Annotated in this window: 10 protein-coding genes; 2 read left to right on the top strand and 8 right to left on the bottom strand. The window is 59.2% G+C overall.

Going from position 1 to position 12,439, the window contains the following annotated elements; genetic code table 11:
• Both AC13DJ_RS13570 and AC13DJ_RS13565 read right to left on the bottom strand, forming a co-directional pair.
• The gene (locus AC13DJ_RS13570; RefSeq protein ID WP_288370750.1) at positions 1-1,485 is read right to left on the bottom strand and encodes a DUF3336 domain-containing protein; all 1,485 of its coding nucleotides are present in this window, start codon (positions 1,483-1,485) and stop codon (positions 1-3) included.
• Between the two features lie 23 nt (positions 1,486-1,508).
• Positions 1,509-2,288, bottom strand: a complete 780-nt coding sequence (locus tag AC13DJ_RS13565; protein WP_482933477.1) for an MlaA family lipoprotein — start codon at positions 2,286-2,288, stop codon at positions 1,509-1,511.
• Between the two features lie 90 nt (positions 2,289-2,378).
• Here AC13DJ_RS13565 and AC13DJ_RS13560 point away from each other — a divergent pair, with 90 nt between their 5' ends.
• On the top strand, positions 2,379-2,786 hold the full coding sequence (locus tag AC13DJ_RS13560) for an acyl-CoA thioesterase (protein WP_482933476.1): 408 nt from the start codon (positions 2,379-2,381) through the stop codon (positions 2,784-2,786).
• Between the two features lie 6 nt (positions 2,787-2,792).
• Here AC13DJ_RS13560 and AC13DJ_RS13555 read toward each other — a convergent pair whose 3' ends face one another.
• From AC13DJ_RS13555 to AC13DJ_RS13545, 3 genes are all read right to left on the bottom strand, one after another.
• Positions 2,793-3,914: a beta-ketoacyl-ACP synthase III gene (locus AC13DJ_RS13555; protein ID WP_058340816.1), complete on the bottom strand. Its 1,122-nt coding sequence runs from the start codon at positions 3,912-3,914 to the stop codon at positions 2,793-2,795.
• 117 nt (positions 3,915-4,031) lie between these two features.
• Positions 4,032-7,964, bottom strand: a complete 3,933-nt coding sequence (hrpA, locus tag AC13DJ_RS13550; RefSeq protein ID WP_482933475.1) for an ATP-dependent RNA helicase HrpA — start codon at positions 7,962-7,964, stop codon at positions 4,032-4,034.
• Positions 7,965-8,104: 140 nt separating this feature from the next.
• On the bottom strand, positions 8,105-9,778 hold the full coding sequence (locus tag AC13DJ_RS13545) for an AMP-binding protein (RefSeq protein WP_482933474.1): 1,674 nt from the start codon (positions 9,776-9,778) through the stop codon (positions 8,105-8,107).
• 165 nt (positions 9,779-9,943) lie between these two features.
• Between AC13DJ_RS13545 and AC13DJ_RS13540 the strand changes: the two genes are divergently transcribed.
• Complete coding sequence (locus tag AC13DJ_RS13540) at positions 9,944-10,429, top strand: MaoC/PaaZ C-terminal domain-containing protein (RefSeq protein WP_482933473.1); 486 nt, start codon at positions 9,944-9,946, stop codon at positions 10,427-10,429.
• Between the two features lie 11 nt (positions 10,430-10,440).
• Here the strand turns inward: AC13DJ_RS13540 and AC13DJ_RS13535 are convergent, their stop codons facing one another.
• The 3 genes from AC13DJ_RS13535 to AC13DJ_RS13525 are packed head-to-tail and all read right to left on the bottom strand — an operon-like array spanning position 10,441 to position 12,426.
• Entirely contained in the window at positions 10,441-11,418 is a 978-nt protein-coding gene (locus tag AC13DJ_RS13535) for an AgmX/PglI C-terminal domain-containing protein (protein WP_482933472.1), read from the bottom strand.
• A complete protein-coding gene (locus AC13DJ_RS13530) occupies positions 11,411-11,899 on the bottom strand; it encodes an ExbD/TolR family protein (RefSeq protein WP_036219463.1) in 489 nt (162 codons plus the stop codon). The genes AC13DJ_RS13535 and AC13DJ_RS13530 overlap by 8 nt, the downstream gene beginning before the upstream one ends.
• Complete coding sequence (locus AC13DJ_RS13525) at positions 11,896-12,426, bottom strand: ExbD/TolR family protein (protein WP_482933471.1); 531 nt, start codon at positions 12,424-12,426, stop codon at positions 11,896-11,898. The genes AC13DJ_RS13530 and AC13DJ_RS13525 overlap by 4 nt, the downstream gene beginning before the upstream one ends.
• Positions 12,427-12,439 lie beyond the last annotated feature (13 nt).

Below are 12,439 nucleotides of genomic sequence, written 5' to 3'. Positions count from 1 at the left end.
TCAGGACCTGGCCGGCGCAGTACCGCTGACCAGTTTCAATTCTACCGCCCGCCGGTTCTGCTGCTTAAGGCGGCGCACACAACGTTCGAGGGTCTTGGAAATCCGGGCATGGGTCCGGATCATCGAAATCTTCGGCCAGGTGGCCCGCTCGCCAGCCAGGATCATCTCGCGAACATACTCCGGGCTCGGGTTCGACAACATGCCGCGATAGTGCTGCAAGGAATACTCCGGGGCAATGGTTACGTCGCCGGAGTAACGCTGGGCCATGATGGTATACAGTTGCCCGGAGGCCTGCCTGAGCAGTTCTGGGCGAACCCGCTTGCGCAGGTAGTCGAACACGCCACGGCCATGGAACTGCACTTCCGACTTCAGGAAATGCATTGGCAGGCGCGGCAGCGAGAGTTTTTCGTCTGTCTGTTCCGCCAGGAACGGTACCACATGGGGGTTGGTCTGGCTGACAATGCTGAAATTGGCATCGTACAAATGCATCAGGCGCTCGATGGGCAGGTCACTGACCACGGAACCGTCCACAAACTGAATTCTGGGCATGTACGGCAGTGCATTGCCGTAAAGGTCTTTCTTCATCAGGGTAACCGGCGGGAACACCCCGGGCACCGCAGCACTGGCCAGGGCGGCGCTCCACACCATCAGGTACGGCGAGGTATAACCGCACAGCAATCGGGCTTTCTGATTGGACTGCACCGGCGACACGCTGATGTTAATGCTGCGGCCAGTGCGCTGATAGGCTTCTTCGAAGGTGTATTCGCCAATATTCGCGCGCAGACATTGCTGCAGGGTTTGCTGGTCCATCAGGCCTTCGCCGCGCGTGGCGCTGATCAGCCCGCGCCATTTCCAGGCCTTGAGGTTGTGGTTCTCCGGCACCAGCATTTCCGGTATCTCGGCATCGGTGTGCACCCCGAGAATACCCGCGATAATAGCGCCGATACTGGAGCCGGCGATCACCTGGGGCAGCAGTCCCTTTTCCCACAGTGCCTTGATGACTCCGAAATGGAACATGCCCAGCGATGCGCCACCGCTGAGCAACAGGGTGGGCCGGCCGAAGCTGGTCAGGGTATCGCGGAAGAACTGCAGCTTGTCGTAAACCGGAAAGCCCGGCACCGGGTGATCGCACAGATAATCCAGGGCTTCACACACCTGGCTGATGTATTCTTCGATCAGGTGCTTGGTGCCCACCCGGGAACGGGTGTACAGCGCCGGGTTCCCCATATTGCCCAGATCGTGGTGCAGGCCTTCACGCAGCGCCCGCTTGAGGCGCTCGAAGTCATTTTGCTGGCGATACTGTTTGAGGTTGCTCAGGCGATCGTAGATCAGCTCGTAGTGGTAAAGGTCAGAAACGAACTCTTCCTTCCACTCGGCATTACCTTCCAGAAAATCCAGCTCCAGCCCGGCTTCCATCCACTGCTCATAGGTCGTGGCGTCGGCCAGGGCTTTGCGAAAACGGGAAATTCTGGGGTCCTTGATCACCTGTTGCCTCCCGGCTTTACTGCTCAGAAGTCCTCGAGCATGAAATCATCGTCGTCCGCGAAGGGATCTTCCGTGATTTTACCATCGTTAATCAGGAATTCACGACGCTGCAGGAAGGCATTGCGCACAAACGTGTACTGGTCCCCGGAAATAACGCTTTCTGCCGGAATCAGGTCTGCCCGCTTATCAACAATCTGCAGGGTGCGCAGGTAATACCATTCCCGGGTGTCGACCGCATCCCAGGCTGACGGCAGCATAAAACCGTCTGAGGCCAGGCCGCTAAAATGCCGTGGCGTGGACGGGCCCAGCAGCGGAAGCATCAGGTAAGGGCCGGAACCTACGCCCCAGTGGCCGAGGGTCTGGCCGAAATCTTCCGGCCGCTCGGGCAGATCCCACGCCGTGGCTACATCAAAGATACCGCCCAGACCGAACACGGTATTGAAGGTAAACCGGCCAAAGGCCACCACTGCCGATTCCCCTTTCAGCTGAAACAGGCTGTTGGTGAAGTTGCGGATTTCGGTGAGGTTGTTGAAGAAATTGGTTACCCCGCGGTCTACGATGTCCGGGGTCACGGTCCGGTAACCACTGGCTACCGGGCGCAGGAACCAGCGGTCGATGGCATCGTTGAAGGCGTAAACCTTGCGGTTCCAGTTCTCGTAGGGGTCGTCGGTATTGGCAGGCATCGCCTCGCCTTCCATGGGCGGCTCTTGCAGATTCTGGGCCTGCACGGCTGTTGCACCAAGGGCCAGTGCCGTAAACAGCAGCACGCCGGGCGCCCAACGCCGGATGTCAAACTCTCTCATTTTGCACTCTCGGGTTGTTTAACCTGTTTCAGTTCGTCGACAATACCGGCGTTTTATTATTCTTGTGTCACTGTTCCGGAGGAAACTCAGATGTCTGTACCGGGTAATCCCGTCAGTTCCCTGTCCATGGCCCTGCGCTGGGGCGATATGGATGCATACGGCCACGCCAATAATACAGTTTACTTCCGTTTTTACAAGGAAGCCCGCATTGTCTGGCTGGCGGAACTGGGTCTGGGTAAAACAGAAGACCCGACCGGACCGGTCATTATAAAGACCAGCGCCACCTTTCTGAAGGAACTGACGCACCCTGCCAGTGTCGTTGTTGAAACCTATGCAGACAAAGCGGGAACGACCAGCCTCGACACCTACCATCTGCTGAAAGATGCCGACACCGGCGATGTATACGCGGAAGGCTATGCAAAGATCGTGTGGGTAGACCGGACAACCCGCAAATCCACCCCGCTGCCAGACACCCTGAAGGCCCTGGCAGCGAGGTAAACCGGATTAGCGGTGGCGAACCACCACGCTGCCGATGGAATAGCCGGCACCGAAGGAGCAGATCACTCCCAGGTCGCCGGCTTTCAGGTCATCCTTGTGCTTGTGGAAGGCAATAATGGAGCCGGCTGAACTGGTGTTGGCGTATTCGTCCAGAATCACCGGTGCTTCCTGCTCGGTGGCATCCCGGCCAAGAACTTTGCGGGCAATCAACTGGTTCATGTTCAGGTTGGCCTGGTGCAGCCACATGCGGTCCAGGTTGTCCGGTTCCAGATTCAGGGAAGCCAGGTGATCCTGAATGGTGGAAGCCACCAGCGGTGACACTTCCTTGAATACTTTCCGGCCCTGCTGGATAAACAGCTTGTCCGCTTTGCCCACGCCACTGTCATCCGCCCGGTTCAGGAAACCGAAGTTGTTACGGATGTTGTTGGAGAACTGGGTCTTCAGACGAGTCCCCAGGATCTCGAAGCCCTGCCCCGGCTGGGTGTTCTCTTCACGCTCCACCAGGATGGCGGTGCAGGCGTCACCGAAGATAAAGTGGCTGTCGCGGTCACGGAAGTTCAGGTGGCCGGAGCAGATTTCCGGGCTGACCACCAGCACGGCGCGGGCAGCGCCGTTTTCCACCGAGTTCACCGCAGCCTGCAAGCCGAAAGTGGCGGAACTGCAGGCTACGTTCATGTCATAGGCGAAGCCGTTAATACCCAGGGCTTCCTGCACCTCAATGGCCACGGCGGGATAGGCGCGCTGCATGTTGGAGCAGGCCACAATCACCGCGTCTACATCGGCGGCGGTTTTACCTGCCTGCTCAAGGGCTTCTTTACAGGCTGCAACTGCCATGTCGCACTGCACCGATGGCTCGTCGTTGCTGCGCTCGGGAATGTACGGTTTCATCCGCTTCGGGTCCAGGATTCCTTCCCGGTCGATCACGTGCCGGCGCTTGATGCCAGACGCCTTTTCGATAAAAGCAGATGACGAGGGTTGCAGGGCTGTCAGCTCGCCGCGGGCTATCTCTTCCGCGTGTTCGTTGTTGTACAGCTCTACATACTGGTTGAAGGCTTCGACCAGTTCGTCGTTCTCGATGATGGCGGGCGGCGTAAACAGGCCGGTTCCGCTGATGACGGCTTTAATCACAATAACCCCACGTCATGGTTATAAAACAGTTTTTGACAATTAACTGTCAGAAATACTAACACAGTCCGCCGGATTTGCCCGCTGGACTATCATCCTCGGGCACCAGGCTGGTGCAATTTATATCCGGGTGTTTTCCCACTGCTTATCCAGCCGCTTGACCGACACCGTCATGGCGGTGCCCAGTTGCTGGGCGAAGAAGGAGACCCGGTACTCTTCGAGCATCCACCGGTACAGTTCCAGTTCCGGGTCACGAACGCCCTGGCGTTTCTGCTGTTCCTGCCTGGTGGCATAACGGGCCCAGAGCGGCTCGATGGTGTGCAGAAACTCCCGCTCCCGGCCCATTTCCCGGGGCATTTTCTCCAGCCGTATCAAGGCCGCCTCAAAATACACCCCGAACCGATCCAGCCACTTTGCCGGCGTAGCCACCAGGAAACCGGGATACACCAGGTGCTGTAGCTGGAATTTCAGGTCTGCCATGCTGTTGGCGAGGGCCAGGTTGATCTTGCCTTTGAGTTGCTTTGCCACCTTCTGGTAGCCACTCATGGCCTGGAACAGTCGCTCATCAGCCGCTTCCAGGGCTGGAATGAAATCACCCCGGTGCTGCTCGTAAACCCGGTTGAAGGCGTTTTCATCCCTGGGCAGGTCGCCGGCCAGGAAGTGCTGCATCACCGCAGACAACAACAGGTCATCCAGCAGTGCCTTCGCCTGCCCGACCGGGGCAAACATCAGTGCAGACTGCTTGAACCGGGGCAGCTTGCGCTCCAGGTCTGACAGGGTGTTTCCGAAACGATTGATGATCAGGCGGGCGATACCACAGCGGGTAGTGTCACCGGCGGTCAGCCGGTCCAGGCAGCGGATTTCCCGAACCTGTTTGCCCAGGTCTTCCAGGGCCGGGTACACGGTTACCTGCATGCCGCCCTTTTCGGTCTGGACCTGCTCCGGCAGGCTGCCGAACTGCCAGTCCGGGTATTCCTTTACTTTATGCTCGCCAGTGTCCTGGCTGGTCGCCGAGGCCAGGGCTTCAGTTGCCCTGCCCTCAAGCCTGGCCTGAAGCTCGTCGGTGTCCCGGCTTTCGGCAATGGTTTTATCCTTGTTGCCGGTTACCCGAAGGTTCATCCGCAGGTGTCTGGGTAATTCGTCTTCCGGCCAGGCCTGGGGGTCAATCTGCACACCGGTCATCCGGCGCAGCTGCTCGCCCAGCTTCAGGGCCAGCGGCTCGTTACCCGGCTGCATGTTGGCGAGCGCGGCATCGACAAAATCCGGCACCGGCACAAAGTTCCGGCGCAGGGATTTGGGCAAGCCTTTAACCAGTGCGATGCATTTCTCTCGCAAAAGACCCGGCACCAGCCACTCCAGCCGGCGGGAAGGAATCTGCTTCAGGGCCATCAGCGGCACTTTCAGGGTCACCCCGTCACGCTCGCTGGTGGGTTCGAATTCGTAGCTCAGGGGGTATTTCACCCCTTCCCACTCCAGGTAGTCGGGATACTGCTCCGCCGCGCCCTGGTCCAGCGGGCGTTGCAGCACATCAGCTTCGGTCAGTTCCAGCTTTTTCAGTTCTTCTGCGGACAGGCCTTTCCACCAGCTCTCAAAATGCCGGCCACTGACAATTTCCGAAGGCAGGCGCTCGTCGTAGAAGGCCACCAGCACTTCGTCATCGACCAGCAGGTCCCGCCGGCGGGTTTTCTTCTCCAGGTTCTCGACGGTGTCGAGCATTTCCCGGTTGCGGGCAATGAAGGGGGCTCTGGACTGATAATCGCCTTCCACCAGAGCCCGCCGGATAAACAGGTTTCGGCATTCTGCCGGATCAACCTTGGCGTAGGGAATGCGGCGTTTGGGCACCACATCCAGGCCGTAGAGGGTGACCTTTTCATACCCCATGACCTGGGCTCGCTTCTGTTCCCAGTGAGGCTCGAAATAGTGGTGCTTCACAATATGACCAGCCAGCGGTTCCACCCACTCCGGCTGTATGCCCGCCACCATGCGGGCGAACACCTTGCTGGTTTCGACAATTTCCGCCGCCACAATCCACTTGGGGCCGGACTTGGCCACTTTCGATCCGGGAAAGATCATCACCTTGCGGTTACGGGTGGCCAGGTATTCCCGCTTTTCGACTTTCACTGCAATCTGGCCCAGCAACCCGGCCAGGATAGCCTTGTGGATCCGGTCGTAGTTGGCGGGGTCCCGGTTCATGCTGAGCTTTTGCTCACGGCAAATCAGGGTCAGCTGGCGATGGATATCGCGCCACTCCCGCATACGCATCCAGCTCAGGAAAGTTTTCTGGCACAGCTTTTTCAGCTGGTTCTGGGACAACTCCTGGCGCTGCTCCTCGAACCAGTTCCAGATATTCAACAAGGTCGCAAAGTCGGATTCCTTGTCGTTGAACGGGGCGTGCGCCTGGTCTGCCGCCTGTTGCTTGTCCTGGGGTCGCTCCCTCGGGTCCTGGATGCTGAGGCCGGCAATCACAATCAGCACCTCTGCCAGGCTGCCGTGGTCTGCCGCAGTGACCAGCATCCGGGACAGGCGCGGGTCCAGCGGCAGGCGGGCCATGGTACGGCCGAGTTTGGTAACACGGCGCTTGTCGTCAACCGCGCTCAGCTCTTCCAGCAGTTTGTAGCCATCGTTAACCTGCCGGCGGTCCGGTGCTTCCAGGAACGGGAAATGGCGAATCTCGCCCAGCCCGGAGGTAGCCATCTGCAGAATAACGGACGCCAGGTTGGTACGCAGAATCTCCGGATCGGTGAACTCCGGGCGATTCAGAAAATCGGTTTCATCGTACAGGCGAAAACAGATACCCGGTGCCACCCGGCCACAGCGCCCTGCCCGCTGGTTGGCACTGGCCTGGGAGATGGGCTCGATAGGCAGGCGCTGGATCTTTGAGCGCACACTGTAACGGCTGATGCGGGCAACACCAGTGTCGATCACATAGCGGATGCCAGGCACCGTCAGGGAGGTTTCCGCCACGTTGGTAGAGAGCACAATACGCCGGCCCTTGTGGGCCTGGAAAACGCGGTTCTGTTCCTGGTTGCTGAGCCGGGAATACAGCGGCAGCACTTCGGTGTGCCGCAGCTCGGCATGGCGCAGCACCTTGCTCAGGGCGCGGATTTCCCGCTCGCCGGGCAGGAACACCAGAACATCCCCCGGAGGCTGTTTTTCCCTACGCTCGTGCTGTTCGATTTCTTCGAGGGCCGAAAGCACCCCATCGGTCCAGCCCTGATCCCGGTCGTCTTCATCGCCCGCCAGCGGGCGGTAGCGAACATCCACCGGATAGGTACGGCCGCTGACTTCGATCACCGGAGCCTTGTCAAAGAACTCGCTGAAGCGCTCTACCTCAATGGTGGCGGAGGTGATGATGATTTTCAGGTCCGGCCGCTTGGGCAGCAACTGGCGCAGGTAGCCCAGCAGGAAGTCAATATTCAGGCTGCGCTCGTGGGCTTCATCGATAATCAGGGTGTCGTACTTGTCGAGAAAGCGGTCGTGCTGGATTTCCGCCAGCAGGATACCGTCTGTCATCACCTTGATCCGGGACGACTCGGAGGTGTTATCGGTGAAGCGCACCTGATAACCCACCTGCTGCCCGACCTGCTCGCCCAGCTCCTCCGCAATCCGGGCCGACACACTGCGTGCCGCAATCCGCCGGGGCTGGGTATGGCCCACCAGCCCGCGGATGCCCCGGCCCAGGTTCAGGCAGATTTTGGGAATCTGGGTGGTTTTACCGGAGCCGGTTTCACCGGCAATGATGACCACCTGGTTTTGCTCGATGGCCCGGCTGATGTCCTCTACCCGGGCACTGACCGGCAGGCTGTCCGGAAAACTGGCAGGCTTGTGCAGGGCTTGTCGCTTCTGCACCTTCTCCAGCCCCTGGTCCAGCCAGCGTGCTATTTTCTCCAGATCCTTCTGCCCGGGCTTGCCCTTGCTCCGGCTGACCTGACGAATAATGCGCGCCGCTTCCTGCTGGTTACAGGCATCCAGCTGGCTCATAAAGGCCTTCACGGCTGCTTGCGGGTCAGCGGTGATGGTATCGGGTGCGTTACTGCGGGTCGGTTCTGTCATTGCTCGGTTTACGGGCTCTTGCTGGGGGCTGGATCTGTTCAGACGCCACAGTCTAACGGGAAATCGCCCCTGCAGAAACACAAAGACCCCGCCGAAGCAGGGTCTCTGGGCTCTCCCGGGAGAGCAGGCAACACCAGGAATCAGGCGTTGGCTTCATCCCGCAGTTCGCGGCGCAGGATCTTGCCCACGTTGCTCTTGGGCAGTTCGTCGCGGAATTCAAAGTGCTTGGGCACCTTGTACGCGGTCAGGCGCTCGCGGCAGAATTCCTTGATCTCGTTGGCGGTAACGCCTTCCTTGGTGGGCACCACGTAAACCTTCACGGCTTCGCCGCTCTTGGCATCCGGGATACCAACCGCAGCACACTCCACCACTTTCGGATGGCTGGTTACCACGTCTTCGATTTCGTTCGGGAACACGTTGAAGCCGGACACGATAATCATGTCTTTTTTACGGTCGACGATACGGATGTAGCCGTCTTCCTGGATCAGCGCGATGTCGCCGGTTTTCAGGTAACCGTCTTCAGTGAAGGACTTCTGGGTGTCATCCGGGCGCTGCCAGTAACCACGCATTACCTGCGGGCCTTTCACGCACAGCTCACCGGGTTCGCCAACCGGGGTTTCATTGCCGTCGTCATCAATGGTCTTGATCACGGTAGACGGAATCGGCAGGCCGATGGTGCCAATCTGGATGGCGCTGCGGGGGTTGAAGGTAACCACCGGGGAGGTTTCGGTCATGCCGTAACCTTCGCTGATTTCACAACCGGTCACACGCTCCCACATCTTGGCCGTGTCGCTGGTCAGGGCCATACCACCGGAGGCGGTCAGCTTCAGGCCGGAGAAGTCCAGGTCCTGGAATTCTTCGTTGTTGCACAGGGCGACAAACAGGGTGTTCAGGCCGATAAAGGCGGAGAACTTCTGCTTCTGCAGCTCCTTCACAAAGCCCGGGATATCACGGGGGTTCGGGATCAGGATGTTGTGGGCACCGGCTTCCAGCATGATGCCGCAGTTCAGGGTGAAGGAATAAATGTGGTACAGGGGCAGCGGTGCGATCACCACTTCCTTGCCTTCTTCAATCTGGTCTTCCAGCATCGGGCGAACCTGGGTCAGGTTAGCCACCAGGTTGGCGTGGGTCAGCATGGCACCCTTGGCTACGCCTGTGGTACCGCCGGTATACTGCAGTGCAGCCAGGTCATCCAGCTTGATGTCGACCGGGGTGAACTTCTCGCGAGCACCGGCGTTAAGCACGGCTGGCAGCTTGTGGGCACCGGGGATGTTGAACGGCGGTACCATTTTCTTCAGGTACTTAACCGCAGCGTTCATCAGGGTACGCTTGAGCGGTGAATGCATGTCGGCCACTTCGGTAATGATGACATGCTCGATACCGGTATGAGGCAGCACCTTCTCCGCGTTTTCCGCCATGTTAGCCAGTACCACCAGGGCCTTGGCGCCGGAGTCGTTGAACTGGTGCTCCATTTCACGGGTGGTATACAGCGGGTTGGTGTTCACCACGATCATGCCCGCACGCATGGCACCGAAAACCACAACCGGGTACTGGGAAACGTTGGGCATCTGTACCGCGATGCGGTCGCCGGGTTTCAGGTCGGTTTTGTTCTGAAGCCATGCAGCAAAGTTGCGGCTCTGGGTATCAAGATCCTTGTAGGTCAGCGTAGCGCCGACTGCGGAGAATGCGGGGCGGTCACCGTATTTCTTAACGGCCTGCTCAAAGACATCCACCATGTTCTTGTATTTCTTAAGGTCTACCTCCCGGGGAATGCCGGCGGGGTATTTGTCTTGATAGAACTGCTCGAAATCCATCACCATCTCCTGTCTGAACGGCGCGAATTGATTAAAAAATCAACCCTACAAAAGTATCAGCCTCAAAAAGTGGTGAAGAGAATAGCAGTTTTGTTAACGATGAGGTAGGTTTCAGGACAACGAAAGCACTCCCCTTGCCGGAAAAACCAATCACCGGAGCCTGTGATGAGCGACACCCTCGATACCCTGGAAAATATTACCTACAGCGAGCTGAACGAAGGCGATTCTGCCACCTTCACCCGAACCCTGACCGAAGACGAGCTGGTGCTGTTTGCGGCCGTGTCCGGAGACGTTAACCCGGTGCACCTGGACTCCGAATTTGCCGCTGAATCCATGTTCAAGGAACGCATTGCCCATGGCATGTGGAGTGGCTCGCTGATTTCTGCCGCACTGGCGACCGTGATGCCGGGCCCGGGCACGATCTACCTGGAACAAAGCCTGGCATTCAAACGGCCGGTGAAGCTGGACGATACCCTGACCGTCACCCTCACTGTGCTGGCCAAGGAACCGAAGAACCGGGTGGTGTTCGTTTGCGATGTACGCAACCAGAACGACCAGCAAGTGGTCAGCGGCGAAGCCAGGGTAATCGCCCCTACCGAGAAAATCTCCCTGCAGAAACCCCGCCTGCCGAAGATTACCATCGAAGGCTGAACCGGCGCTGATCAGCCCGGAAGGAATTCAATCGGGAATTGAACCTTCCGGGTTTCTACCTGCGCCGATCCGAAGTTGAACATCCGCACCCGCATGGCGATGCGCTGCTCAAGGCCCGGATTACCAAGTTCTGAGCTAACCACCTGACAGGCCGAGACGCTGCCGTCCGGTTCGATCACCAGCTCCAGGGTAACCTTGCCTTCCAGGGTCGGATCCTGCCGCAGTTCCCGCTGGTACAGCGAATACAGCACACTCTTCTGGGCATCGAATACCTGCCGGATATTGCTCATGGCGCGCTGGCCAACCGAAGGCCTGGCAGCAGGTTTCGCCCGGGCCACCTGCACCTCTTCTTTCGGTGCCTGCACCTGACTCACCTGGTGTTCGGCAACCGCTACCTCCCTGACTGGCGCGTCACTGTCCTGCACGCCACCACTGCCGGCTAACGCTTGCTCCCGGTTCACCTCGGGTTCCGCCACATCAGATTCATCACCCGTGATATTGGCCTGCCGTGCCACCGGTACCGGCGTTTGTTCTGTCCGGGTCAAGGCGGCCAGCCGGTCTTTCATGGCAAAAAGGCCCGAGCGTGCGGCGGTTTCCCTCGCTTGCTCGGTAGTCTGGGCAGGCTTATCCGCGACGGTTGCAGCCGGTTTTGCAGGTTCGGGCTGAGGCTCCGGAGCCGGTTCCGGCGGCGTCACTTCTTCGACGTTTGCGACCGGTTCTGGCTCCGGCTCCGGCTCTGGCTCGGGTTCCGGTTTGACCGGCTCAGGCGGTTCTACCGGCGCCGGGGTTTCGACCAGCCGGGCCAGTCTGGGCGGAACCTTTTCGGCCTCGGACCGTTCCGGCTCGGGCACGATCAGCCCCGGAATGATCACCGCAGGCACCAGGAATGCCGCCAGCATCACGATCACAATTACGCCAAAGCGAATGCTTTCTGCCCGGTCATGGCTCCAGGGTAAACGGGTGCTTCCGACCTCCTGACGCTCAGCCATTGCGAACCTCCGCTTCCACGGCCAGCCGCACCTGGCGGAACTGCTCGTCTACGCAGGTTTTCATGATCTTTCGTAACAGGCGATAGTCGGTCTCCCGGCCTGCCATAATGGTGACTTCCAGGCCCTGTTCCGGTATCTCCGCCCAGCGATTTCGGCGATAGGCCAGCTCTTCCGACAAGCCGGCCACGTGCAGGTCATCGGCACCGATGCTATCCACCCGGGCGACTTCCCGGCCCTGCACCAGAATGGACTGGCCGCTGACCTGAATGGTCAGGTTCTCAACGGCATCCTTCTCCGAGGTGGAAACCGGTAAAGGCACATCGGCGGTGTTCTGCATCACTTTTACATCAGAGGAATTCACCATCAGGAAGAACACGAGGATGGTGAAGATATCCATCAGCGACACCAGGTTCAGGCCTCCGGCCCGGTGCATCCTGCGGTAATGACGCTGGCGCAGCCTTGCTCTGCGGGAGGTTTTCATGCGCCCTCCCCATTTGCCGCATCTGCCCGTGCGGCCAGTGTCCGGCCCTCTTCAGCATCCATCAGGGAAACGTCCGGAAACAGCTCCGCTTCCACCACGCTGGCGGCCACCACCGCCGAATAGGAACGCACCGTATCCATGACGGTCACCAGGGTCTGGTAATCCACCTCCGGCCCCACTTCCAGGATCACATCGGTTTTATCCGGCACCCGGGATTTGATCTGCTGCAGCACTGTGCGCAAGCCCTCGTAGTCCTGATTCTGCTCTTTCGCCGGCAGCACCTCGATCAGCCCGCGATCGCTGTCGGCTACTTCCAGCCCATCAGGAATCACGGTAACCACCAGCCGGAACTGGTCTGCCGGCGGAGCCTCTCCCGCTTCCATGCCCGGGAAGTTGAGCTCGATCATGCGGATCTGGGTGAACACCATGCCCAGCAGCAATACCGGAACCAGAACAATCATCAGGTTCAGAAACGCGGTAATGTCCAGGTCCGCCGAGGCCTCAAGCCTGCGATGTCGACGTCTCATATCGCCATACTCC

The sequence above is a fragment of the Marinobacter sp. L-46 genome (assembly GCF_056859535.1).
Note: the sequence above shows the minus strand (reverse complement) of the source record. Positions and strands in the feature narration are given on the sequence as shown.

Bases quoted from the DNA above. Each gene is read 5' to 3' on its own strand.
- AC13DJ_RS13565 (WP_482933477.1), bottom strand. From the start codon at position 2,288: ATGAGAGAGTTTGACATCCGGCGTTGGGCGCCCGGCGTGCTGCTGTTT.
- AC13DJ_RS13560 (WP_482933476.1), top strand. From the start codon at position 2,379: ATGTCTGTACCGGGTAATCCCGTCAGTTCCCTGTCCATGGCCCTGCGC.
- hrpA (WP_482933475.1), bottom strand. From the start codon at position 7,964: ATGACAGAACCGACCCGCAGTAACGCACCCGATACCATCACCGCTGAC.
- AC13DJ_RS13545 (WP_482933474.1), bottom strand. From the start codon at position 9,778: ATGGATTTCGAGCAGTTCTATCAAGACAAATACCCCGCCGGCATTCCC.
- AC13DJ_RS13540 (WP_482933473.1), top strand. From the start codon at position 9,944: ATGAGCGACACCCTCGATACCCTGGAAAATATTACCTACAGCGAGCTG.
- AC13DJ_RS13535 (WP_482933472.1), bottom strand. From the start codon at position 11,418: ATGGCTGAGCGTCAGGAGGTCGGAAGCACCCGTTTACCCTGGAGCCAT.
- AC13DJ_RS13530 (WP_036219463.1), bottom strand. From the start codon at position 11,899: ATGAAAACCTCCCGCAGAGCAAGGCTGCGCCAGCGTCATTACCGCAGG.
- AC13DJ_RS13525 (WP_482933471.1), bottom strand. From the start codon at position 12,426: ATGAGACGTCGACATCGCAGGCTTGAGGCCTCGGCGGACCTGGACATT.